This is a genomic window from Nocardia aobensis NBRC 100429 (assembly GCF_000308375.1).
Classification (GTDB): domain Bacteria; phylum Actinomycetota; class Actinomycetes; order Mycobacteriales; family Mycobacteriaceae; genus Nocardia; species Nocardia aobensis.
Genome location: NZ_BAFQ01000210.1, coordinates 1 through 24,803, shown reverse-complemented (window position 1 = coordinate 24,803; position 24,803 = coordinate 1). Strand labels below are relative to the sequence as shown.

Here is a 24,803-nt window from a genome sequence, read left to right as displayed (position 1 = left end):
CACACCCTCGCACGACCGGAGCGTCGGTCGATTGTCTCAGACCCGAGCCGTATTTCGGCAATTCTCCGGGTGCCGAAATAGTACACAGCCATCGGGTCCCGGAGTGCCTCCTGGTGAAACCGCATCGGGGCCCCGGACCGGGCACGCTCGCGACGTACCCTGACCCGGGGCCTCGACCGGGAGAACTCAGATGATGCCCTCGAGTTCGCGCAACAGCGCGGCCTTACCCTTGGCACCCACGATGCGCTTGGCCTCCTTACCGCCGGAGAACAGGATCATCGTCGGCAATGCCATCACACCGTAGTCGCGGGAGCTGGTGGGGTTGGCGTCGGCGTCGACCTTCGCCACGGTGAGCTTGTCGCCGTGCGCCGCGGCGATCTCCTCCAGCACCGGTGCGACCATCTTGCACGGGCCACACCAGGAGGCCCAGAAGTCGACGAGCACCGGCTTGTCGCTGCCGAGCACATCCTGTTCGAAGGTGGCGTCGGTGACGGTCTTGGTGGCTGTTTCGGACATGGCTGAACTCCTAGCGGTGTGCGGTGACGCGATATTCGAGAGGCTTCGGGGCGGATCAGCCGGCGGTCACTTCCACCGGATTGCCGGCGTGATCGAGTGTGTTGCTGGTGATGTCGCCCTTCTCGGCGAGCCAGCGTTCGGCGTCGATCGCCGAACGGCAACCGGTACCGGCGGCGGTAATGGCCTGGCGGTAGGTGTGATCGACCAGATCGCCGGCCGCGAAGACGCCGTCCACCGAGGTCGCGGTACCGGGCTCGCGAACCTTCACGTAGCCCTCGGCATCGAGATCGACCTGACCACGGACCAATTCGCTGCGCGGGTCGTGGCCGATCGCCACGAACAGGCCGGTGGCCGCCAGTTCGGAGGTTTCACCGGTCTTGGTGTCGCGCAGGGTGAGACTCGTCACGGCCGTGTCGCCGTGCACCTGGACCACCTCGGAGTTCAGGCGGAAGCGAATCTTCTCGTTCGCCTTCGCCCGCTCGAGCATGATGCGGGAGGCGCGGAATTCCTCGCGGCGATGCACGATGGTCACGCTGGAGGCGAATTTGGTGAGGAAGGTCGCCTCCTCCATCGCGGAATCGCCACCGCCGACCACGACGATGTCCTGGCCCTTGAAGAAGAAGCCGTCACAGGTCGCGCATGCGCTGACACCGCGGCCGAGCAGCTCCTGCTCACCCGGTACACCCAGGTAGCGGGCCGCCGAGCCCATGGCCAGGATGATCGCGTAGGCCTGGTAGACCTCGCCACCGACCGTGACCGACTTGATCGGGCCGGAAAGATCGATCGCCTCGACATCCTCGGTACGGATATCCGCGCCGAAGCGCTTGGCCTGCTCACGCATCTCTTCCATGAGATCGGGGCCCATGATGCCGTCGCGGAAGCCGGGGAAGTTCTCCACCTCGGTCGTCGTCATCAGCGCGCCACCGAACTGGGTGCCCTCGAACAGCAGCGGTTCGAGCTCGGCCCGGGCAGCGTAGACCGCGGCGGTGTAGCCGGCGGGGCCGGAGCCGACAATGATCAGATCGCGTACAGGCGTGCTCATGATGCCCTTCCGAAGTGTGTTCAACAGGCGTGTCGGTCAACAACAGGGTAAACGTAGATGTTCCCGCCGCCGACCGGCCGTACTCGAGACCGCGCCCGGAAACATCGCCGTCGACGAGGCGTTCGCGCACCTCGAGCACCGTCAGCCGATGTCGCGCATCTCGAGGATCTGCGGATCCGCTGCGCTGCAGCCGGTCCGGACGACCAATGCGGTGATCTTGGGCGGACGCGGGCCGGTGAGCAGGATCAGCACGGCCGATTCACCGCGATATGTGACATTCGTCGAGCCGAGCACCGTGCGGTCCGGAACCGCGGCTTTCACGCAACCGGCCATGGCCCCCGGCCCCGAGAGCGCGCCGGTGACGTCGTTGCGGCCCATGGCACTCATCACGGCCGCGGAGGACAGCTCGTCATCGAGGGCGACGGTGGCGCTGTGCTGGGCCGGCAGGGCTTTCGGGCGCACCGTGCGATCGGTCACCGCGTCCACAGCGACCAGGGTTCCGGCGATGACGGCCACTGCCGCCGCGGCCGCGGTGAACCAGCGCCATCGCTTCGCGCGGTGACCGTCCAGCGAAATCGGTTCGCCCGGGCCCGCCGCGCCGGGAACAACGGCGTCCTGCTCGAGCGGTTCCTCGGGCATCGGTTCCCCGGGCAGCGCCTCCTGCAGTACCGCGTCCAGAGCCGGCATCGGACGGGTCGAGGGCGGCTCGCCGCCCGCTCCGTCGCCGTAGAGATGGTGGACGGTGGCGACCGGCTGCGGCTGCTCGCCGCGCGACAACTCGTCCAGCAGCGCGTCCAACCGGGCCGCTACCCGGGGCGGGATCGGATGCAGAATGTGGTCGTCCAGGCTCAGCGCGCGTAACTCGGCGCTCACGCCGTCGAGCGAGTGCAGAAAACGAACGGCGTCGGGGTCCCGGCGAACTTGCGGCCACAGCAGCTCGGCCTGTTCGGGAGGGACGTTGTCGGCGTGCAGATCGGCCAGCAGATCGGTGGAGAACGGAGGGCGCGGCACCGGACGGGCTGCCATCACACCTCCTGTGTCCGCTTCGTCGCCCCACACCCCGGAACGGCGTCGCCGCGCGGCGAATTCGCCCTTGTCGTCCATCGCCTCTCCGGGTCCGGCCTCATGATGTAGCGCCTGTCATCGCAGCGATGCGGCGGCAGGCACAACGAATAATTGTCCGTCTATTAGTAATGACGCTTCTCGGCTACGTCCGGTTCCCCGGATTTCGCAGGAATTCCAATTCCTGTTCCAGCCGTTTACGGCCACGGGCGCAGCGACTTTTGATCGTCCCCTCGGCGACGCCCAGCAACTGCGCCGCTTCCGCTACGGTATACCCTTCCATGTCGATCGCAACCAGCGCTGCTCGCTGATCGGGCTGCAGCGTGAACAGTGCCGCGGCGACCACCATCCTCACCTCGCGCTGCGCGATGTCGTCGCGTTCCACCGCCGGTTCGGCCACGGACTCGTCCGACAGCGACGTCGCGGGCCGGGACTTGTTGCGCCGCATACGATCCAGGCACGCGTTGACCACGATGCGATGCAACCAGCTGCGTACCTCCGCATCCCCGCGGAAGGTGGCGGCATTGCGGTGCGCGGACAGCAGCGCGTCCTGCAGCGAATCGGCGGCATCCTCCGGAGTGCGGCAGGTGCGCAGCGCCAATTGCCAGAGCCGGTGGTAATGGCGGCGGAACAGAATGCCGAAAGCATCGCGGTCGCCGGCGACATGGGCGGAAAGTAATTCGAAATCGGTGGTTTCGTCCGGATCGATCGAGCGACGACGGACAGCAGACGACTCCGGTGTCCCCCCACTGGCGATCGCTTCGAACGACACACAAACCCCTTGGACAGCGCTCACGGCGGCACGAAGTCCTACACCGGACAGGCCGCTAATTCCGCATCATCCAGGACCGAGACACCAGATCCCAGGAAGCTCCCCTGCTGAGAGCGCGCTGTGAATCATAACGTTCATTACGAATCGGTAGCAACCAGAGCGAGGCGATATCACGGGGCCGGGACGGTCTCCGGCCGCGACGGCACGAATCAGGAAGCTGCCTCGAAGCGAATGTCGCCGAGCGATGTCTGGAACTGGCCGCCGTTGTTGGCCAGCTGGGTGATCCAGATCAGGACGTAGCGAGCCTGTTGATCGGACTGCACGGGGATCGTGGTGGTGCCGTCGGCCAGGGTGGCCTGGCCGACGAGCTGAGTCTGATCCAGGGTGGGGACCGCGGTGGGCGAGGTCCGTACCTCGACCACCGTGCCCGGTGACGCGGAATCGATGACGACCTTGCTCACCTTGCTGGGACCGGGCAGCGTCGCGAGCACGCCGATCCCCTTCTTCAGAGCCGGAAACTGCTGGAAGTACTGATCGGTGTGCCAGGTGGTCGTCGGGTTTCCGTCGAGCAGCGCCGACACGTTGCCGGGACTGTCCGGGGTGCCCTCCGGCGAGTACACCGAAACGCCCGTGGCCTGCAGCGGAAGTCCGGCAGCCGTGGTGGGCGCGGGTCCCGCGGACTGCGCCGCCGGGGCGGTCGGTGCGACGCTGGCCGTGGTCAGGCCCAGTTTGCGCTGCTGTTCGTTGAGCGGTTCGTCGGCCGAGCCCGGCGCGAAGATGCTCAGCAGCCACCAGATGATCACGCCGACCACCAGCGCCGCGAGCACACCCAGACCGACCAGGATCCACAGCATTCGCTGCGACCGCTCCCGCTCGGCGGCGAGCAGTTCCGGATCGGCAAGGGTCTCGTCCGGATTCGCCACCGCACGCTGGCCCAGACGCAGGACCGGGATGAAGTCGGTCTTCTGGTCGACGACCGAGGCCTGCTCGAGCACGTGCTGCACGGTCGCCGCCGTCCGCACGCCCTTGTCGGCCTCGAGCGAGCGGACCGCCACCGCGGAGATCTCGAACGGCACCTCGGGACGAATCTGACGCGGTTCCACCGGAGAGCCGTCGCTGCCGAAATCGGCCAGCTTCAGCCCGCCGACGGTCGCCGCGGCACCGGTGACGCCGCCGGTGCGGATCGGCCAGCGCGCGGTGATCAGCGCGTACAGCATCGCGCCGAGGCCACGCACATCCGATTGCGCGTCGGAATCGGCCAAGGTGCCCGGGAAGGCCAGCACCGCATCGCCGGAGGCGCTGATGCGCACGCGGTCCGGATGATCGATCGACAGCGAACCGCCGCCGCGATGGGCCAGTTCGGCAGCCGCGGCGAGGGCCCGGATGGCCCGTGCCGCACCGATCGGCGAGGGCTGGGTCTCGGCCATCTCCCGCAGCGAGCGGCCGGGAGTCCACTCCGCGACCACGATGCCGCCGGAACTACCGCGCACCACATCGAGCACGCGGGCCAGGCCGGACGAGTTGATCCGGCCCAGGCGCAGCGTGCGCGAGAGGATGGCCTGCGGGCCGTCGTGGCCGGGATTGTCTGCGGCCTTCTGATCGGCATCGACGAAGGTGAGCGCGACCTCGCGGTCCAATTTCACATCCAAGGCCTGCCAGAACCGCAGTCCGCGTGCGCCGCCATGGTCGGCGAGCAGCCGATAGCGGCCACCCGCCACGGAGGCGCCCGGAATCAGTTTCGGACCGCGCGGTACCCGCCGGGACGGCGGTTCCACCCGCATCGGGGGCATCTCCGGCGAACCGACCGGCAGCATGCCGGTGTCGTAGGCCGGATCCCGCGGCGGCACCGCTCCGGGCGGCACCGCTTCCGCACCGTTGCCGCCGACCGCGTCCGCGGTGTTCGGCGCGTCGGGGACATTCCCGTCCACACCGGCTTCGGCGTCGGGCGCCGCACCGGCGTTCGACGCTTCCGTATGGTCGGATGCGGAGTCCCGAGTGCGGTCGGCCGGCGGAACACTCCCGGGCGGGACGTCGTCGGTGCGCACTGCGCCTGCCGCGTCGGCAGCCTCGGCGGAAGGCTGACCCTCCGCCGCGTCGTCGCTCACCCTCGCTCCTCCTTCGCCCTGAACTGTCGAAGTCCGTTGCGCCGGTGCAGCACCGGCATTTGCGTTTCTCTGCCGAACAGGGTACGGGAACTCGCCCTGGCCGGTGCGGTCAACCGCACCAGGACGGATTACCGGCAACACCATGGTCTGGGCGTCGGTGTACGGGTCGTAGCTGTAGTAATACGGAGCGGCCAGTTCCGGACGCGGCAGCACCATCGTGTCGTGCATATCGACCGCGGCGTCGTCCAGGCCGAGGTCGGGCGCCGGCGGGGTGAAGCCGAGGCGCCGCGACACCGCGACCGTGAGCGCGACGATCTCCGGAACACCCGCCAGGCGCATCAGGCCGAAGGCGACGCCGAACATCACGATCGCGTCCAGGCCGACCCGCAGTACCGAGGCGAGGCCGCCGTCGAGCCGGGACAGGCCCAGCACCTGATCGATGATCAGTGTCACCGCCGCGCCGGCCACCGAGGCCAGCACCACGCGGGTGACGGTCCGGCCGACATTGGCCATCCGCAGATCGCCGAGACTGCGATGCAGCAGCCAGCCGCCGATCACCGCGCCGGTCACGAAGCCCAGACCGTTGGCCACACCCAAGGCGATGACGACGTGATCGTCACTGAAGAAGACCGGTGTGAGCAGCGACAACACGATCTTGACGCCGGTGATGCCGAGGATGATCCAGGTCGGGGTCCAGGCCTGCTCCCGCGCGTAGAACACCCGCAGGTGAATCAGCACCAGCGCGTAGGGAATCAGCGTGAACGCCGACCAGGAGACCGCCTCGCCCAGGCGGCCGGCATCCGAACTGCCGAAATGGCCGTACCCGTACAGCGCCTGGCCGATCTGCGGACCCGCGATGGTGAGGAAGGTGACCACCGGGACCAGCGAAATCATGGTCAGACGGGTGGCGACGCCGAGGTCGTCGACCACCGCCGGATTGTCGTCGGCGGCGGCATTGCGGCTCAGGCGCGGCATGATCGCGGTCAGCAGCGTCACGCCGAGCACGCCGTAGGGCAGCTGCAGCAGCAGCCAGGCGTTCTGATAGATGGTCGGGCCCGCGACGTCGGCATGCGAGGAGACCCGGGTGGCGATGGTCCAGCCGATCTGGCTGATGAACACGTACAGGATGATGGCCGCGCCCATCCCGGCGAACTGCTTGAGCCGGGCGTCCACCCCCCACAGCGGGCGCAGATCGATGCCGAGCCGCCGGATGGCCGGCAGCAGGCTCACCATCTGAACGATGACACCGACGGTCACACCGACGCCGAGGACCAGCAGCTTCGGATCGCTCATCCGGACCGGATCGAGGCTGATCTCTCCCGGCGTGACCGCGTACAGGGTCAGAATCGCCAGTACGACCACGTTGTTCAGTACCGGCGCCCAGGCACCCGGTTTGAACACCTGATGGGTGTTCAGGATCGCCATGAGCAGGCCCGACATCCCGTAGAAGAGGATGGCCGGCAGCAGCAGGAAGGCGAGCGCCGTGGTCAGCGCGGTATTCACCTTGCCGTCGTGGGACAGGAAGATATGGGTGGTCATCACCGGGGCGGCGGCGACGGCCAGGACGGTGCCGATGGCCAACACCGTGAACGCCGCGGTGACCAGGCGGCGGACGAATGCCGCGCCGCGGTCGGGGTCCTCCTTCTCCGCGCGGACCAGGGTCGGCACCACGATGGCGGTGAGCACCGCGCCGAGCAGCAGCTCGGAGATCATGGTCGGGATCGTGCTGGAGACCGTGAACGCACTGGCGATGGCCGGGCCGAGCACGGTGACGAGCAACAGCTGCTTGACGAAGCCGGTGATGCGGCTGACCAACGTGGCGACCGCGATGGAGCCGGAGTCGCGGACCAATCGCGAAGTCGACGAGTCTTCCGGTTCCTGCTCGATGACGGCCTGCTGGGCGGTGCGCGGACCTGCCGAATCGCTGCGCGCACGTGTCGGCCGTGCCGAATCCGGGCGCGCAGCAGCCGGACGCTCCCCTGCCGGCCGGCGGCGCGGCTCCGCCTCGGACGGCGGGATGTGGCGCGGCATCGCCCGCTCCGCGCGGGGTGCGCGAGGTACCTGGTCGACCGGACCGCTCGGCGGGCCCGGCGGATAGGACCGCCGCGGATCCGGACGCTGCGCATCCCGGCGCGGGAGTTCCCGGTTCTGGGCCTCGCGGTACTGGGGGTCCCAGTACCGAGGATCCTGATTCGGGGGCTCGACCGGCGGGCGCGGGCCGCGCTGCGGCGGACGGGGCCGTCCCGGCGGCGCGCCGTCCTGCGGCGGGCGAGCACCCCGATGATCCGTCGGGGGGACTTGACGGAACGGCTCGCTCGGTGGCGCATTCGGCGGTAGTGGCTGGCGTGGCGCGTTCGGCGGCGTCTGGCGCAGCGGCGCGCTCGGCGGGCTCTGCCGGCGCGGCGGATTCTGCGGTCCCGGATTCCGGGGCCCGTCGGGTGAATTCGGCGGGCCCGGACGGGGCGATGCCCCCGGTGGAATCTGGCGCGGGCCGGCACCCGGGGTCTGACGGATGGGTGCGCTGGGCGGTGTTTGCCGGCGCGGCGGCGGAGTGGGTCGTGCTCCGTTCGGGCCGGGTTTCCGGCCCGCGGGGGGTACCTGCGGAATCGGGCCACTCAGCGGCCGCCGCGGATCGGCCGGATCGGGCCGGGCGTCGTTCGGCTGTAAGCGGTGCGGCGGCGTCCCGTTGGGTACGACACCGTTGGCGCCCGAGGGCGGCATCGAGGGATCGGGACTCAGCCGACGCGGTCCACGCTCCCACGGCGCGGCGGGCGCGCGTCGCGGAAACTGCTCGTCGTCGGCCTGATCGGGCACGACGGGGCCGTCGTACTCGGTCACCGGACCTCCGGTCTGCTCGGCATTCGGTCGGCACAGTAAGCCGCTGCGCGATTGTCGCTCACTGTGCCTCCTCTTCCTGCAGTACTCGTTTGCGGGCGCGCAGGTATCGGTTGAGCCTGCGTCGTTTTCCCGGGTCCAAACCCTTGTCGGCCGGATCGGGCTGTCCCCGGAAGCGGCGCCACAGGCGGCGACCGGCGAGCAGGAACAGCAGTGCACCGGCACATGCGGTAATTATCGCCAACGCTTGACCGTAAGCGTTCGAACGTACCGAAACCGAGGTGGCATTGCCGAGAGGCACTCCGGCCGGTGTGGTAAGGGATATCGGAATCACCAGGTTACGGCTGTCGCTCACCTTGGTCGGAATCTGGAACGACCGGGTACCCTCCGCCGGAAGCTGCTGCTCACCGATATCGGTGATATTCGTCTCGGCGGGCGCCCCGATCTTGAACCGGATCCGGATCGCGACCGGCAGATCGTTGCGCGCGACCAGCAACAGCGGACTCTGCTCCGAGGCCAGCGTGTACACGCCGCCCGGCGGCAGCACGCTCACCGAGGAGAACAGCCCGTCCATGGTCCGGGTGGTCTGTTCGAGTCGTCGTTGCGCGGCGGTGTCGGCCTGCGCATCGGTACCGGTGCGGTCCGAGAGCGTCAGCACCCGGATGAGATCGTCGCGCAACGGGGTGAGGAACGTCCGTGGTGTCGGCTCCTGCTGGGGGATCTCCACCAGGGCGCTCATCAGATCGTCGATCCGATGTTCCTGCTGTCCGACCGGCGCGACGAACTGGTCGGGCACCGCCTGTGCCGCCGCGTCACCGGAGTAGTCCAGGTCGTACGGGCGCGGATCGACCGGCTGCGCGAGCAGGTCGGTGAAGGAACGCGGTGTCGCCAGACCGCTGCGGAACATGAGCTCCAGGTGCGAGAGCAGCGCTCCGGCCTCGTCGCGGTCGGCGCCCCACTGTTGCGGCGGCATGAGGAGGGTGGCGCGGGGACGGGTCTCGGTCGTATTCAGCACCGGCCAGCTCAGCGCGCCCAGTGCATCCTGCAGTCGGGCGGTGCGGGAGTCGTTGGTGACCGCGTACCGGACGCGGTCGGGAGTGAACGCCGGAGTCGGCGGATTCGACCCGACCGCGGCCAGCGCGGTCGCCGACCACATGTCGAAGGTCGCGACCTTCAATCCGGAATCGAGCGCCGGCGGCGCGGCGTCGGGTTTGACAGGTGCGGCGGCCGGCAGGCGCACCATCTCCGGTACCACCGGCGCGATGTCCGCGGCGACGGAGGCGGTACTGCGCACCGTCGCCTCGCCGCGCCCGGAACCCGTTGCGGTGCTGAGGGAACCGCCCTCGGCGACCGCATTCCCGGAGAGGACGGCGGTGGTGAAACCGCGCTCGGTCAGCATGGTCGCGGCATCGGCTCCGATGGCTCCGGAAGCGGGCAGACTCACCCCGCGCACGGATTTGACCGACAGCAGCGAATCGACGATATCCGCGGGCGCGGTGATAGCGCGGGCGACCAGATCGGCATCATGCACGCCGGCCAGCGCGGTCGGGTCGACCTGCGCGAACGGCAGCGCCACCGTGCACATCGTCGGCGCCAGCGCACGCAGCCGGTCGAGCCACGCGCGCGCGGCCTGCGGACCGGTGCCGTCGCGTGTGGGCCCGTCCGGATCCGACGGAGAGGCCAGCACTCGATATCCCTCGGTCATCTTCGACACGGTGAGCAGCAGATCCGGGTCCACGGCCAGGCACAGCGATCCGGCCAGTCCGGGACCCGCGCGGCCGGAATCGTGCGAGGGGTCGGGTCGCAGCGTCGACTCCAGGGCCGAGACCAGCTGATCCAAGCGGCCGCCCGCGGCCAGTTCCCCGGCCAGTTCGTCGTCGGTGAGCAGCGCCTTGCCGTCCACCGAGCCGGGGATGCCGGCGACCATGCGGGGCCGGTCGGCCAGCGGCCACAACATGGTGGTCGCCACCGGCGGCTGCGGTGCGGCCGGAACGGGTTGTGACCCCTCCGCCGCGGCATCGGCGCCGTTCGGCAGGGCGGGCAGGCCGAGGACCGGCAGCAGGAACCGCGCATCGTCGAGGTGCGCCTGAGTGCCGTAGGCCGGTTCGCCGTTCACATTCAGCAGCAGCGGATACACGCCCGGTTCGGTGATGCCGAGCGAGTCCGTGACCGGCGGATTGGCGGCCGCGTTGGACATGCCCTCGCGCACCCCGATCCGCAGGGTGAACTGTTTGCGCTGTCCGGGCCCCAACTGGTCGGCGACGTCCTGGAACTGCGCGCTGACCGGGAAGTCCGATTGATCCTGGCGCAGCGTGGAGCGCAGTTCGCCGGGTTCGGCGATGGCCGCCCCGCGCTGTACTCGCACACTGACGTCGTCCACCACGCGATCGCCGATATTGGTCACCGTGCCGGTCAGCGCGAGGACGGAATCGCTGGTGGTGGTGATCGTGCTCGGCGACACCGAATCGAGTGTGAGTTTGAGGAATTTCGGCGCTGCGGTCGAACCTCCCGACCCGGACGGCTGCGCATGGCTCGACCCGGCCGACGGCACGCTCAATACGGCGAGCGCCAGCGAGACGAGCAGGAGCACCCAGCGGTGCCCACTGCGACTCGCACGCGTCATTGTCTGCCGCTCTCCATCCGATCTATCAGCCGATTCGCGACCTCGGCCAGACGCCGTTCGTCGGCGTAGGCGAGCCGGGAATCGAGTTCGCTCAACGGCACCCAGGCCACCTTGGTGACCTCGACGTCGGCATCGGAGAGCTCACCCCCCAACGACCGCATCAAGTAATGGTGCACGGTCTTGTGTACCCGACGGCCTTCGGTGACGAACCAGTAGTCGATGCTTCCCAGTTCCGCGACCACCCGGCCGTTGATGCCGGTCTCCTCGGCGACCTCCCGGACGGCGGTCTGCTCGGCCGTCTCCCCCTCTTCGATATGCCCCTTCGGCAGCGACCACAGCAATCGGCCGCGGCGGTCGGTGCGGCCGATGAGCGCGGCGCAGCGCTGTTCGGCGGGCCCGTCGAGGCCGTCGACGACCAGGCCGCCCGCCGAGGTTTCCCGGACGGTGCGCATACGAGGTTTCGCCGCATTACCGGCCGAACCGCGGCGCCGGGGCTGGCGGCGTCGACTGTTCGCGCGATCGGCCGGAGACACCGGGTCAGTCTAGCCGCGCCGGATCGATGCACTGAACGTGTTCGATGCCGAGTTCATGCCGCAGCGCGGCGGGGCATCCGTCCGGTCCGGGCGGGTGCGCACCAACTAAGCTGCGTTTCCGTGGTTTCGCCGAAGTCCGTTGACGCAGAAGTGGAGGACGGCACACAAGTGAAAGGAAGGGCCGTGTCCGACCCCGACGATGATCGCCGGACGCGATTGCTTGCCGCGGCGGCGATCACCCTGGGCCGGCTCTCGGATGTCCTGACTCCGCTGGGCGGCCTGTTCGCCGCGCGCGGCCACGAGCTGTACCTGGTCGGCGGCAGCGTGCGCGACGCCGTGCTGGGCCGGCTCGGCACCGATCTGGACTTCACCACCGACGCCCGGCCCGAGGTCGTACTGGAGATCGTGCGCGGTTGGGCCGACCATCTCTGGGACACCGGCGGTTTGGCGTTCGGCACGGTGAGCGCGTCGAAATCGGGCCGGCAGCTGGAGATCACCACCTTCCGCAGCGACAGCTACGACCGCGTCTCGCGTAACCCCGAGGTCACCTTCGGTGACAGCCTCGAGGGTGATCTGGTCCGCCGCGACTTCACGGTCAACGCGATGGCCGTACGTATCGGCCCGGCCGGTGATCTGGAATTCGTGGATCCGCTCGACGGCATGGCGGCCCTGCTCGCCGGTGTGCTGGATACTCCTGCGGCGCCGGAGGATTCGTTCAACGACGATCCGCTGCGCATGCTGCGCGCGGCCCGCTTCGTCTCCCAGCTCGGCTTCGAGGTGGCGCCACGGGTGCGGGTGGCGATCGCTCTGATGGCCGACGAGATCCGCCGCATCACCGCCGAAAGGGTGCGTACCGAACTGGACAAGCTGATCGGCGGTGAATATCCCACCGACGGTATAGACATCATGTGCGAGACCGGGCTGGCCGAACGGGTACTGCCCGAGGTTCCGGCGATGAAGCTGGAGATCGACGAACACCATCAGCACAAGGACGTCTATCAGCATTCGCTGACGGTGCTGCGCCAGGCCATCGATCAGGAGTCGGGCGATCCGGATCTGGTGCTGCGCTGGGCCGCGTTGCTGCACGACATCGGCAAACCGCCGACCAAGCGCAACGAACCCGGCGGCGGTGTCAGCTTCCACCACCACGAGGTCGTCGGCGCGAAAATGGTGCGAAAGCGCATGCGCGCCTTGAAATATCCGAAGCAGTTCACCGAGGACGTGGCGCGGCTGGTGTATCTGCACCTGCGTTTCCACGGCTACGGCAAGGGCCAGTGGACCGATTCGGCGGTGCGCCGCTACGTCACCGATGCCGACGACCTGCTGCCGCGGCTGCACAAACTGGTGCGCGCGGACTGCACCACCCGCAACAAGCGCCGCGCCGCACTGCTGCGCTCGACCTACGACGATCTGGAAGCCCGGATCGAACGCCTGCAGCAGGAGGAGGATCTGCAGCGGGTACGTCCGGACCTGGACGGCAACGCGATCATGGAACTCCTCGGCCTGGAGCCGGGACCGCAGGTCGGCCGCGCCTGGCGCTACCTGAAGGAACTGCGGCTGGATCGCGGTCCGCTGACTCGCGACGAGGCCGAGGCCGCCCTGCTGGAATGGTGGAACGCAGGCGGACAGTAGCGCCGCGGAACCGGACTCGGCGGTCCGGAGGTCTCAGAACACGATCAGCGTGGTTCCGGCGACGATCGCCGCCCACATCTGCCCGAGGTCGAACGAGCCGGTGACCTGCGGCAGTTCGAGCCGGAAATGCACCCTGTCGCCCTGCCGGTCGGCACGCACGATGCGCACGTCGTTGGGCAGGTCCGCCAGCGTGACCGGCGCCACCGACACCCAGCGCCGCGGCACCCGGACGCCGGACCAGGCAGCCTGGTGGACCGCGATCGTAACGAGGTTGTCGCTGATGGCGGCGTCGACCAGCGCCTGGAATTTACGGGTGCGATGGCGCGCGCTGATCAATCCGCTCGGATGCACCTCGAACCGCCAGTTCAGCCGCTTCTCGTTGAGCCATTCGACCAGCGCCGCGGTGGTCACGGTGCCGGTGACGTCGAGTCCGGCGGTGCGCACCTTCGTCGGGACACCCGGAATCAGCCGCACTCCGTGCGCGATCACCGTCATCTCCTCGATCGGATGTCCGTTCCAGCGCAGCTCGGTCAGCACCGTCTTGGTCTGGAAGTGGGCGCCGCGGCGGCGCACCTTGAGGGTCTGCAGAATCGCGGTCAGATCGTGGCCGAGCAGGGTGGCGGTGACCTCCCGGCCGCCGAAGCGGCTCAAAATCCCCTCGCTGAGCAGCGTCATCAGCACATCCGGCATGAGTGCGGTGACAGTTCCCGCCCCGAGATCCGCCACCGGGTCGAGCCATGCGGTGGTGAAAGCCGTCCACTGATCCAGCAACTCCGGGTCGAACAGCCGCCGGCCCAGGTCCACTGCTCGCAACGGCGACCAGGATTTGGGATCGAAATAGGTGGCCATGATTGCTTCGAGAGTACTGGCCGCCGGTGAATACGCGAGGTGGTGTCGATGACATTTCCTCGCGCGGCCTACTCGCGCGGGCCTACGGATCGGCGGGTTCCGGTGCGGTCGGATCGTTCAGCGTCGCGTGCATCAGGTAGACGTTGTAGCTGTCCCAGGCCGACATCGTGAAGTAGAGGTCCTTACCGGTCGACCAGGGGTGGATGAAACCGCCGTAGGCCTTCGGGTAGTCGTTCGTATCGGCCAGCACGGTGCCGTCGGTCCAGGCTCCCTGCGGTTCGGTCGCGGTGCGCAGCACGATCGCGTGCCGAGCCGGGTCCAGGTACACCATCTGCCATTGCTTGCTCGACTCGTCGTAGCGCACCGACAACTCGCCCGCGATGCCGGGAAGCAGCGGCGTGGCGCGATTCTCCTGCGCGGGGGCCCAGGTGCCGTCGACCCAGTACTGATACGCGGACTTGTTCAGCACGTCCTTCTTCGGCACCCGCGCCAGGCCGATCATGCCGATGCGGCCGTTGGGCGTGCCGAACATGTAGACGTAGTCGCCGTGCGGCACCATCGTCGCGACCTGGAAGCGATCGATGCCGAACATGTTGTCCCACTTGGCGTACTGATCCTTGACCCAGGTACTGCCGCCGTCGTCGGAGTAGGCCAGACCACCGTTGTTGGTCCACCACATCCCCGGGACCCTGCTCCAGTGATTGACCGACATGTAGCTCATGTACTGCCGGTCGCCGAGGGCGAATCCGGAGGTGGGGATCACCGTGGTCTCGAAGTTCTTGATCTTGCGGCTGTTCAGCAGTTCGGCGGCGTGGCAGCGGCTGTCCTGCACCATGTCGTCGATGATCAGGCCCTTGGACAGGTCCCGTTCGGAGCTGAACCCGAGCACATTCGATCGCCAGTCCGGTCCGCCGGCCTGGCCGTACTCCCAGCCCTTGCCGAACGTGTCGCCGAATACCACCGCGACCTTGCCCGGTCCGGTCTCCCACATGATGCCGAGATCGGTCCCGTCGACCTGCCAGCGCATATCGGTGCGGTTGACCGAGCCGTGGCCGGTCACCTGATTGACCAGCTTCACGTTCTCGACCGTGCGCGGCGCGGGTGCCACCGCGACCGCGCCCGGGTCGGTCGACGGCCGCACCGGCGTCGGCGGGGTCTCCGGCGCCGGCGGTTCGCCGCCGGGGATGGGGATCGGAATCGGTTCGGGTTCGGGATTGATATTGATGTTCGGCAGATTGAACGGGCCGGAATTCGATCCCGAGCCGGTGCCGGACCCGGACCCGGAACCTGTGCCCGAGCCACTGTTCGAGCCGGGTGCCGAACCGGAGCCGGATGCCGATCCGGAGTCGGGGGCGGATTCGCCCGGCGCGGAAGGATCTTCGGTCGGCGGTGGTTTCGGCGTATCGCGAATGTCCGGGCACGGGTTGTGGCACGGGTCCGCCGGCAGTGGTTGCGGGACGATCCGGGTGTTGTCCGGCCGCGGGCCGGGCACGGGTACGGGCACGATCTCCGGCACCGGCACCGGGATGTCGATCCTGGGCGGAAGAATCGGCGGCGCAGGCGCATTCGGATCGGGCTGACGCGCGAGCGGATCGAATCCCGTTTCGCCGCAGGCATTCTTCGGTGGTGGCGCCCACGGGGCGAGTTCGGCCGACGCGGGGACGGGTGCGAGCGTGCCGAACACCAGCAATCCGGTGACCGCGGGCGTGAAAATCGCCGAGGCACAGCGCTTTCCGATGTGGGTGGAGCCGCGCGCCGCCGCCGCTCCGCCGGCAGCAGCTCTCCCCGTCGCGTTGTTCCCGAACACCGCACTCCTCGACTACCACTCGCACCGCTGGTGACATGCACTGTCAGTCACCGCATCAGCTGGGACCGAGCACAGCGGCTAACAATCTAACCGATCAGCCGGGATGCGTCTGCGAACGTCCGGAGGAATCGCGTGGCGTGCGCCGGCGGCTGTTGACCGCGATCGCCGCGATCCCCAGCGCGTACAGTCCGGCGCCGGCCGCCACCACACCGAGCGAACGGCCGTCGGCGGGAATGACCAGGGCGGTCACGGCGACGGCGACGACGAACGTGATGTTGAAAATCGTGTCCTGCAGGGCGAATACCTGTCCGCGCCGAGCGTCGTCGACATCGATCTGCAGGGTCGCGTCGCCGGTCAGTTTCACCATCTGCCCGGCCATGCCGAGCAGGAACGCGCCGGCCAGCAGCAGTTGGTGGGCCCGATGTTCGGCCGCGCCGGTGGCGACGGTGATCGGCGGGACCAGTGTCGCCTGCACCAGCAGCGCCGCCGACAGTCCGGCGACCACCGTGCGCGGGCGCCCGAGCCGCGGAATCAGCAGCGGCGTCAGCACCGCGGCGGCGAGCATGCCCGCGGCGACCGCGGTGATCGCGACGCCGAAGCCGACCAGTCCCGAACTCGCCGACATGCCGGATTCGTTGGGGCGACGCAGGACCAGCACCATGAGCAGGGTGTTGGCGCCGAAAACGATGCGGTGGGTGCCGACGCCGATCATCGCGGTGGTGCAATCCCGCGATTCGGCGACCGCACGGGCGCCGGTGCGCAGACCGGTCAACACGGCGCGCACGGACTCGGCGGTCGCGCCGCGCCCGGACGCACCGATTCGATGTTCGGGTCCGAGCTGATGGCGCGTGAAGCCGATCGCGGCCACCGCCGAGATCGCCGACCCGCAGGCACTGGCCGCCACCGCCACCGCACCCGCGACGTCCCCCGCGCCCACCGCCCCGATGATCGCCACCGCGACCGCGGCACCCGCCCCGGCGCATCCCGATGCCACCGTGGCCAGGACCGAATTCATCGGCACCAGCCAGCGCTGTTCCAGCACCCGAGGCAGCGACGCCGAGATCCCGGCCAGGACGAATCGGCTGATCCCGACCACCGCGAGCGCCAGCAGCAACAGCGGCGTATCGCGGATTCCGGCCCACAGCCCGACCGCGGTCACCACTATCAACACCGCCCGCAGCACATTGGCGATCAGCAGCACCATCCGCCGGTCCCAGCGGTCCAGCATCGCTCCGGCATACGGTCCGATCACCGAATACGGCAGCAGCAGTACCGCGAACCCGCCCGCGATGGCCAGCGGATCGGTGGCACGTTCGGGATTGAACAGAATCGCACCCGACAGCGCTGCTTGAAACATTCCGTCGCCGAACTGTCCGGAGAACCGGATCAGCGCCAGCCGCGGCATTCCGGGCCGGCGGACGGCGGCGGCCACCGCGGCCCGCCGCGCGGCGTCGGGTCGCATTTCGGTTCACCTCCGGATCAATGTGCGGGGCCGGTGCGCAGCCACGGTAGAATCTACCCGGCGGCCTCGACAGCAGCTCGAGAGGAGGACCCCCGTTGTCCACACTCACGACACCACACATCGATGTTCATCGCGCCGGCGATCGCATGAAAACCCGTGTGGCATGGCTGGATTCGAAGCATTCGTTCTCGTTCGGCGAGCATTACGATCCGGAGAACACCCATCACGGGCTGCTGCTGGTGAACAACGAGGACATCGTGTTGCCGGGCGAGGGATTCGACACTCATCCGCATCGCGATATGGAAATTGTCACCTGGGTTCTGAACGGATCTCTGGTGCATCAGGATTCGCTCGGACATGCTGGTGTCATCTATCCCGGATTGGCGCAGCGAATGAGCGCGGGAACCGGAATTCTGCATTCGGAAAAGAATGATTCGTGGCGGCTTCCGCCCGAACAGGGCGGCACGTCGCCGCATTCCGAAGCGGTTCATTTCGTGCAGATGTGGGTAGTACCGGACGAGCCGGGAATTACTCCCGGATATCAGCAACTGGAAATCGACGACGAACTGGACCGCGGCGGCCTGATCACGGTCGCCACGGGTATGCCGCGCTATCGCGATCGCACCGCGATCGCGATCAGCAGCAGCCATTCCGCCCTGCACGTCGGGCGTATGCCCGGTGCGGCGGGAGCGGCTGCGGGGCAGGCGATCACCCTGCCCGAGGCGCCCTACCTGCATGTCTTCGTCGCCCGCGGCGAGGTCGAGATGGAGGGCGTCGGAACCCTCTACGAGGGCGACGCGGTGCGGATGACCCGAAGCGGTGGGCAGCGCATCGTCGCCGAGGTTCCGGCGGAAGTCCTGGTGTGGGAAATGCACGCACGTCTCGGCGGTCAATAGAGTCGGCAGACGCGGCCGTCGAGGGCCCGTGCGTCAGAGGAGAGGACAGCGATGACCGAGAATCCACCGCCCGGGAACTACCCCCCGCCGGAACCGTATCCGCAGTCGGGTGGCGAACCCGGACGTCCGGGCGAATATCCCCAGCAACCGGGCCAGTACGCACAACAACCCGGCCAGTACGGCCAGCAGCCCGGACAGTATCCGGGTGGATACCCCCCGCCGCCTCCGGGCGGCTATCCCGGTCCGCCGGGACAGGGCACCTGGGAGCAGCCCAGGGGCAAGGGGCTGGCCATCACGGCGCTGGTCCTCGGCATCATCGCCGTGCTGACCTGCTGGACGGTGGTGGGCGGCATCCTGTTCGGCCTGGTCGCCCTGATCTTCGGCATCATCGCGACGGTCAAGGCGCGGCGCGGCACCGCGGCCGGGGGCGGGATGGCGATGGCCGGTCTGGTCCTGGGCCTGCTCGGCCTGATCGCCGGGATCGTGATCGCCGCCATCGGGGTCAACTTCTTCGTCAACAACGGCGGCAAGGATTTCCTCGACTGTGTGAACAAGGCCAACGGCGATCAGTCGAAGATCGACCAGTGCCAGCGTGATTGGAATCAGACGCTGGAGAACAAGTACAGCGTGACCCTGAGTCCGCGGCCGACCTCCTGATCGCCGCGGGTCAGTACGGGTCCGGCCGGCACTGGCGGGTTGCGGTGAGCACCTCGGCCAGTTCCGGCCGGTAATCGCTGTGCGGCGAATCGATCCACACCCGGTATCCGGTGCGCTCGTCGGCCGGTGAGGGCAGCACGATGGTGGTACCCGGTGCGACCAGGGCGGCGCAGCGATGGAACATATCGGACGCGATCGCGGCGTCGGTGGCCGATTCGTCGACATGTCCGGTCAAGAAGGTCCAGCGCGCCGAGCGCGGATGTCCGATGATCGGCCCGCGATGTCCGCGCACGGTGAGATATTCGCGAATCGGTGCTCCGAGGGCGGCCGGCACGGTGATCGCGCCGACCGGGCCTATTTCCAACAGGATGCGACCTCGGACCGGTTCGACGATGCCGTAGAGCCCGTTCTCTTTCCGGTAGCGACGGCAGCGGACCAGCGCTTCCTGGGTGACTGCGCGCGGCGCGGTGGTGATGGTGGTGATATTCGGTTCGATCGCGCCGGCCATCGGGTCGCGCGTGCTCATGGCGAACCTCGTCTCGTCGTCGAGTGCAGTGCCACCGATACGCAGACCGTATCCCCGTACAGTTGAAATGACAATAGTCAGAGGCGTGTCGCGGTGGCCGGCGTAGCATCTGCCCGCATGGCCCCTACCTCGCCAGTGGTCGCCCGGTGGGAATTGGTCCGTCGCCTGCGCGAACTCCGCGAACAACGCGGCTTCGACTCGGCCGGCTTCGCCCGCGCGGTGGGGTTCACCCCCGCCAATTGGTCGCATGTCGAGAAGGGCCGCCGGGTGCTGACCGCCAACACCATCGGTCCGGTGCTGGACCTGCTCGCGGTCGGCGAACAGGAACGCGCGGAACTGCTCGCCCTGCTGGCGGCCGGGAGAGAGCGCGGCTGGTGGACGCGATCGGCCCTGATCGGCCCGGAACTGCAGCGCTACTACGGGATGGAATACGGCGCGGACAGTATTCGCAGCTACGACAGCCTCGTGATCCCCGGCATGCTGCAGACGGAGGCCTATGCGCGGGCGCTGATCGCCGCCGATGTGATGATCCGGCCGGCGCAGGTCGAACAGCTGGTCGCGGTGCGGATGCGCCGCCGCAAGCGGTTGCACGGGCACGATCCCGTCGCCCTCACCGCCGTGGTCGGCGAGGCGACCCTGTTGCAGCAGGTGGGCGGCCAGGCAGTGCTGTGTGCGCAGCTGGAGTATCTGGCCGGGCTGTTGCGCACAAGGCCGAACGTGGACATCCGGGTCATCCCGTTCGCGGCACCCGACGGCGCAATCCTCGGCGGGGCGAGTTTTCATCTGCTGGACTTCGCCTCCGAGTATCTGCCGACCTTCGGCTGGGCCGAGAGCGCGGTCTTCGGCGGGCCGGTCGACAATCCCGACCAGGTGCACGATCTGGCGTTCGCATTCGTGCGAGCTCTCGATCAATCCCTCACGCGCACAGAATCATTGGCGCTGATCGAGAAATACGCAGCCGTGTAAACTCCCGCCCATGCCCACCCCCGCGAGGTATCGGCCGGAGGTCACGCCCTGGTTCACCTCCACGCGCACCAACAACGGCAACCAGTGCGTCGAGGTCCGTTTCGACGGTGACGCGGTGCAGATCCGCGACAGCAAATACCGCCGCGATCCCGCGAACAGACCGGAGCTCGAGCCGGTGATCACCGTCGGGGCGCTCGCCTGGATGGCGTTCCTCCGCATGCTCCTGCACGGTGGCATCGAGGGTGACCTGCACATACGCCCGGCCCCGGACGGCGGCACGGTACTTGTCCACGACACCACCGAGCTGTCGTTCACCCCCGGCGAGTGGCAGGCGTTCTCGGCCGGCGCCCATGACGGTGAATTCGACCGCATCCCGGTGGCGACCGCCGCACCGGGCTGAATGCGGCGGCGGCGCGACGCCGTCGTCGGCATACTGGAGGTCGTGACTTTCGACGTGACGACTCCCTCGGGCATCGATCTGACCTATCGCGACGACGCTGTGCGGGTACAGGACGACCTGTTCGCGCACGTCAACGGCAAATGGCTGGACACCTACGACATTCCCGCCGATCGCGCGGTCGACGGAGCGTTCCGCACCCTCTACGACCAGGCCGAACTGGACGTCAAGAAGATCATCCAGGACTTGGCGGCCGGAACCGTGGCCGCGGTGCCGGACGAGGAGGAGGCGCGCAAGATCGCCGACCTCTACAACAGCTTCATGGACGAGGAGGCGGTGGAGGCCGCCGCGCTCACCCCGATCGCCGCGGAACTGGCGGCGGTGCGTGAGGTGAACGACCGCGGCGAACTCGCTGCACTGCTGGGCCGGCTGCAGCGCACCGGTGTGGGCGGGGCGGTCGGCGCCTACGTCGATACCGACGACAAGAATTCGCAGCGTTATCTGGTCAACCTGACCCAGTCCGGGCTCGGCCTGCCGGACGAATCGTATTACCGCAACGACGATTACGCCGAGATCCGCACCAAATACGTCGAGCACATCCGGCGCATGTTCCAGCTGGCCGCGCTCGAGTACGACCCGCAGCGCGTCTTCGAGCTGGAACGCAAACTGGCCGCGGGGCATTGGGATGTGGTGCGCCGCCGCGACGCCGAATTGAGTTACAACCTCACCACTTTCGCCGACCTGGCCGCCGCGAATCCGGAATTCGACTGGACCGCGTGGACCGAGGAACTGGCGGCGGGGGTTTCGGCCTCCGGAACCGAGTTGTTCGCCGAAGTCATCGTGCGCCAGCCCGATTACGCGCGTACCTTCGCGCAGCTGTGGGCCGCGGAGCCGCTCGAGGACTGGCAGGCGTGGGCGAGCTGGCGGGTGCTGCGGGCACGCGCCCCGTATCTGACCGCCGCGATCGTCGAGGAGAGCTTCGACTTCTACGGCCGCACCCTCACCGGCGCCCAGGAGAATCGCGAGCGCTGGAAGCGCGGTGTCTCGCTGGTGCAGGATCTTCTCGGCGAAGCGGTCGCGAAAATCTATGTCGCCGAACACTTCCCGCCCGAGGCCAAACAGCGGATGCAGGAGCTGGTGGCGAATCTGATCGAGGCCTACCGCCGCAACATCAGCGAACTGGAGTGGATGAGCCCGGAGACTCGTGAGGCCGCGCTCGCCAAGCTGGAGCGGTTCACCCCCAAGATCGGCTACCCCGACACCTGGCGCGACTATTCCGCGGTCCGCGTCGATCCCGCCGATCCGGTCGGCAACTACCGCAGTGGCTACGCCGCCGACCACGACCGCGATATGAACAAGCTCGGCGGCCCGGTCGATCGCGGCGAGTGGTTCATGACGCCGCAGACGGTGAACGCCTACTACAACCCGGGCATGAACGAGATCGTGTTCCCGGCGGCGATTCTGCAACCGCCGTTCTTCGACATGAACGCCGACGACGCCGCCAACTACGGCGGCATCGGCGCGGTGATCGGGCACGAGATCGGCCACGGCTTCGACGATCAGGGCAGCAAATACGACGGCGACGGCAATATGGTCGACTGGTGGACCGAAACCGATCGTTCCGAATTCGGTAAGCGCACCAAGGCGCTGATCGACCAGTACAACCAGTTCGAACCGAAGGCGCTGCCCGGCCACACCGTCAACGGCGAATTCACCATCGGCGAGAACATCGGCGACCTGGGTGGGCTCTCGATCGCGTTGGAGGCCTACAAGATCTCACTCGGCGGCGCGGAGCCGCCGGTGATCGACGGACTGACCGGGCTGCAGCGCGTGTTCTTCGGCTGGGCGCAGGTGTGGCGGACGAAGGCCCGCGACGAGGAGGCGATCCGCCGGCTGGCCGTCGACCCGCATTCTCCGCCGGAGTTCCGGTGCAACGGTGTGGTTCGCAATCTGGACGGATTCCACGAGGCGTTCGGTGTCGAACCGGGTGACGCGTTGTACCTGGAACCCACCGAGCGTGTGCGGATCTGGTAGCTACCGCGGTAGTTTCGGTTCGATCTGCCGCTCGTAGATGGTCTGCAGCCGATCGGTGATATCGGCGAAGGCCGACGTCACGTCCCGGTTCTGCAATCCGATCTGTTCCAGCCCGGTGCCGATGATCTGATCGGCACCGGGCAGGAACACCCGGGCATAGTCCTGCGAACGGGTCAGCGGCAGCTGGTCGACAGCGGTCGCGAAATTGCGGTTGGCGGCGAGGAATTGCTGTTCCGACGGATCGTGGACCGCCGACTTGCGCACCGGGATGTAGCCCGTCGCCTGCGAAAAATAGGCCGTGTTCACCGGATTGGTGATGAACTCGATGAAGCGCAGTGCGTTGGTCTTGCGCTGATCGGAGATGCGCGACGGAATCGCCAGTCCCGCACCGCCGGTGGTACATCCCGGCCCGTTCGGATGCGGCAGGAATGCGGTGGCGAAGTCGAGTTTGCCCGCCGCGTTGGCGACGATGCCCTTGATGTCGCCGGTGGAGGTGATGGCCGAGCCCACCACGCCGGTGCCGAAATCCACGGCCAGCTGTGGGCGGATGGCGGCGTAGTGTTTGCGATTGATCATGTCGCGCAGGAAGTTTCCCGCCTCGACCGTGCGGGGATCGGAGAACTTCAGTGTCCACCGATCCGAGTAGGCGCCGCCGAAAGTCCAGTTCGGTCCCTGAAATGTCCAGGCCAGATAGTTCTTGGCATCACCCCAGCCGTGCGCCCACTTCCCCGCGCCGATGGCACGTTGCAGTTCGGGGCCCCATTCGTCGAATTCCTGCCAGCTCTGCGGGCCACGGTCGGGCAGACCGGCGCGGGCCCACAGGCCGCGGTTGTAACAGAAGATCTGAGTCGAGCGCGCATACGGCAGCGCCCACAGCTTTGCCGCGAACCGGTAGTCGTCGACGAAGCTGTCGACGTAGTCCGCCAGTGGCACTGCGGCGGCCGCGATGTGCTCGTCGAGCGGTTCGATGGCCTTGTTCAACGCGTAGTTGAACCACCAGACGTCCGAGAGCACAACGACATCCGGCAGGGCGCCGCCCGTCAGCGCGGCATTGAACTTCTGCGCCACCTCTTCGTAGTTGCGCCCGGCGTCCACCAGCTTCACCGTCAGATCGGGATGCTGCGCGTGGAACCGGTTGATCAGCTCGGTTTCCTGATTCTTCGAGGTGCCCGGATGATTCGACCAGAAGATGATCGTGTTCGGATCGCCGCCGACACCGGTGCTGCCACCCATCCCCGCACACGCCGACAGGGCCAGCCCGGCGGCCGCCGAGGTGGCGGTGAGAAATCCGCGACGGGTCAGTGTGCGCGGTCGGGTCACGGCACTCTCCTCGAGCGAATCATCCTTTGACGGCACCGGTGGTGAGGCCCTTGATCATGTGCCGCTGCAGCAGCACGAACACCACCAGAATCGGCAGCATGGTCAGCAGGGTTCCGGCCATCACCGGCCCCCAGTTGGTGACGCTGGGATTTTCGGTGTTCTGCAGCAGCGTCAATCCGACGGGCAGGGTCGCGACGCCGGAGTCGTCGGCCATCAGGAACGGCCACAGATATTCGTTCCATTCGTTGACGAGCGTGACCACCGCGAACGCCACCATCGTCGGGCCGGACATCGGCAGTACCACTCGCACCAGCAGTTGCCACCAGTTCGCACCGTCGATGCGCGCCGCCTCGATCACCGAAACCGGCAGGGACAGAAAGTGGTTACGCATCAGGAAGGTGCCGAACGCCACTCCGCACAGCGGCACGATGATGCCCGGCAGCGTATTGCGCCAACCCACCTGGGCGATCAGCGCGTAGTTGGAGATCACGGTGATCTGGTTGGGCACCATCAGCGCGGCGATGATCGCCAGAAAGATCAGCGTCTTCCCAGGAAAGCGCAGGAAGACGAGACCGTAGGCGCTGAAGACGCCGAGCGCGAATTTGACCGCGGAGACGACGGCGGTGACGATCAGCGAATTGCGGAGGAAGGTCCAGAACGGCAGCGTGGTCGTGGCCTCGCGATAGTTCTCCGGATGCCGGCTGCGTGGCCACCACACGGCCGGCTGGGTGTAGATATCGGGCCGCGCCTTGAACGAGGTGATCAGGAT

The 24,803-nt window shown here is 67.9% G+C and carries 19 protein-coding genes; 6 read left to right on the top strand and 13 right to left on the bottom strand.

The window, feature by feature from the left end; genetic code table 11:
• Nucleotides 1-186 precede the first annotated feature (186 nt).
• The 7 genes from trxA to RJ03_RS27195 all read right to left on the bottom strand — a co-directional run bounded on the left by trxA (nt 187) and on the right by RJ03_RS27195 (nt 11,488).
• Entirely contained in the window at nt 187-516 is a 330-nt protein-coding gene (gene trxA / locus RJ03_RS27225; RefSeq protein WP_030514055.1) for a thioredoxin, read from the bottom strand.
• Nucleotides 517-571: 55 nt separating this feature from the next.
• The gene (gene trxB / locus RJ03_RS27220; RefSeq protein WP_036507424.1) at nt 572-1,558 is read right to left on the bottom strand and encodes a thioredoxin-disulfide reductase; all 987 of its coding nucleotides are present in this window, start codon (nt 1,556-1,558) and stop codon (nt 572-574) included.
• 141 nt (nt 1,559-1,699) lie between these two features.
• Nucleotides 1,700-2,584 carry an RsmA family anti-sigma factor gene (locus RJ03_RS27215; RefSeq protein WP_157163499.1) on the bottom strand — a complete coding sequence of 295 codons (885 nt, stop codon included), beginning with the start codon at nt 2,582-2,584 and terminating at the stop codon, nt 1,700-1,702.
• 181 nt (nt 2,585-2,765) lie between these two features.
• Entirely contained in the window at nt 2,766-3,329 is a 564-nt protein-coding gene (gene sigM, locus RJ03_RS27210; protein ID WP_036507452.1) for an RNA polymerase sigma factor SigM, read from the bottom strand.
• A 272-nt stretch (nt 3,330-3,601) separates the two neighbouring features.
• Nucleotides 3,602-7,528 (bottom strand): murein biosynthesis integral membrane protein MurJ, encoded by a 3,927-nt coding sequence (gene murJ / locus RJ03_RS27205; RefSeq protein WP_083871365.1) that lies wholly within the window; start codon nt 7,526-7,528, stop codon nt 3,602-3,604.
• Nucleotides 7,529-8,393: 865 nt separating this feature from the next.
• The gene (locus RJ03_RS27200) at nt 8,394-10,955 is read right to left on the bottom strand and encodes a DUF6049 family protein (RefSeq protein WP_036507418.1); all 2,562 of its coding nucleotides are present in this window, start codon (nt 10,953-10,955) and stop codon (nt 8,394-8,396) included.
• Nucleotides 10,952-11,488, bottom strand: a complete 537-nt coding sequence (locus tag RJ03_RS27195) for an NUDIX hydrolase (protein WP_064923396.1) — start codon at nt 11,486-11,488, stop codon at nt 10,952-10,954. Before RJ03_RS27195 ends, RJ03_RS27200 begins: the two co-directional genes overlap by 4 nt.
• A 183-nt stretch (nt 11,489-11,671) precedes the next feature.
• Here RJ03_RS27195 and RJ03_RS27190 point away from each other — a divergent pair, with 183 nt between their 5' ends.
• Nucleotides 11,672-13,120: a CCA tRNA nucleotidyltransferase gene (locus tag RJ03_RS27190; protein WP_036507449.1), complete on the top strand. Its 1,449-nt coding sequence runs from the start codon at nt 11,672-11,674 to the stop codon at nt 13,118-13,120.
• A 33-nt stretch (nt 13,121-13,153) separates the two neighbouring features.
• On the opposite strand, the gene RJ03_RS27185 is transcribed toward RJ03_RS27190, so the two are convergent.
• The 3 genes from RJ03_RS27185 to RJ03_RS27175 all read right to left on the bottom strand — a co-directional run bounded on the left by RJ03_RS27185 (nt 13,154) and on the right by RJ03_RS27175 (nt 17,238).
• Complete coding sequence (locus tag RJ03_RS27185) at nt 13,154-13,969, bottom strand: hypothetical protein (RefSeq protein ID WP_036507415.1); 816 nt, start codon at nt 13,967-13,969, stop codon at nt 13,154-13,156.
• Nucleotides 13,970-14,051: 82 nt separating this feature from the next.
• Nucleotides 14,052-15,653, bottom strand: coding sequence for a DUF4185 domain-containing protein (locus tag RJ03_RS27180; protein WP_232329232.1), 1,602 nt, complete (start codon nt 15,651-15,653; stop codon nt 14,052-14,054).
• A 217-nt stretch (nt 15,654-15,870) separates the two neighbouring features.
• Nucleotides 15,871-17,238 (bottom strand): MFS transporter, encoded by a 1,368-nt coding sequence (locus RJ03_RS27175; protein ID WP_051025306.1) that lies wholly within the window; start codon nt 17,236-17,238, stop codon nt 15,871-15,873.
• 95 nt (nt 17,239-17,333) lie between these two features.
• On the opposite strand from RJ03_RS27175, the gene RJ03_RS27170 reads away from it, so the two are divergent.
• Nucleotides 17,334-18,134 (top strand): pirin family protein, encoded by an 801-nt coding sequence (locus RJ03_RS27170; RefSeq protein WP_036507411.1) that lies wholly within the window; start codon nt 17,334-17,336, stop codon nt 18,132-18,134.
• Nucleotides 18,135-18,185: 51 nt separating this feature from the next.
• Nucleotides 18,186-18,791: a DUF4190 domain-containing protein gene (locus RJ03_RS27165; protein ID WP_036507407.1), complete on the top strand. Its 606-nt coding sequence runs from the start codon at nt 18,186-18,188 to the stop codon at nt 18,789-18,791.
• Between the two features lie 10 nt (nt 18,792-18,801).
• Here RJ03_RS27165 and RJ03_RS27160 read toward each other — a convergent pair whose 3' ends face one another.
• The gene (locus RJ03_RS27160) at nt 18,802-19,317 is read right to left on the bottom strand and encodes a hypothetical protein (RefSeq protein ID WP_036507404.1); all 516 of its coding nucleotides are present in this window, start codon (nt 19,315-19,317) and stop codon (nt 18,802-18,804) included.
• 117 nt (nt 19,318-19,434) lie between these two features.
• Between RJ03_RS27160 and RJ03_RS27155 the strand changes: the two genes are divergently transcribed.
• The 3 genes from RJ03_RS27155 to RJ03_RS27145 are packed head-to-tail and all read left to right on the top strand — an operon-like array spanning nt 19,435 to nt 22,714.
• Nucleotides 19,435-20,283 (top strand): DUF5753 domain-containing protein, encoded by an 849-nt coding sequence (locus RJ03_RS27155; protein ID WP_036507401.1) that lies wholly within the window; start codon nt 19,435-19,437, stop codon nt 20,281-20,283.
• Between the two features lie 10 nt (nt 20,284-20,293).
• A complete protein-coding gene (locus RJ03_RS27150) occupies nt 20,294-20,683 on the top strand; it encodes a DUF397 domain-containing protein (protein WP_036507398.1) in 390 nt (129 codons plus the stop codon).
• On the top strand, nt 20,684-22,714 hold the full coding sequence (locus tag RJ03_RS27145; RefSeq protein ID WP_167332013.1) for a M13 family metallopeptidase: 2,031 nt from the start codon (nt 20,684-20,686) through the stop codon (nt 22,712-22,714).
• On the opposite strand, the gene RJ03_RS27140 is transcribed toward RJ03_RS27145, so the two are convergent.
• Nucleotides 22,715-24,034, bottom strand: coding sequence for an ABC transporter substrate-binding protein (locus tag RJ03_RS27140; RefSeq protein WP_232329214.1), 1,320 nt, complete (start codon nt 24,032-24,034; stop codon nt 22,715-22,717). It lies immediately after the preceding gene.
• 19 nt (nt 24,035-24,053) lie between these two features.
• Nucleotides 24,054-24,803 (bottom strand): carbohydrate ABC transporter permease (locus RJ03_RS27135; protein ID WP_036507396.1); only part of this gene is annotated, 750 nt, incomplete at its 5' end.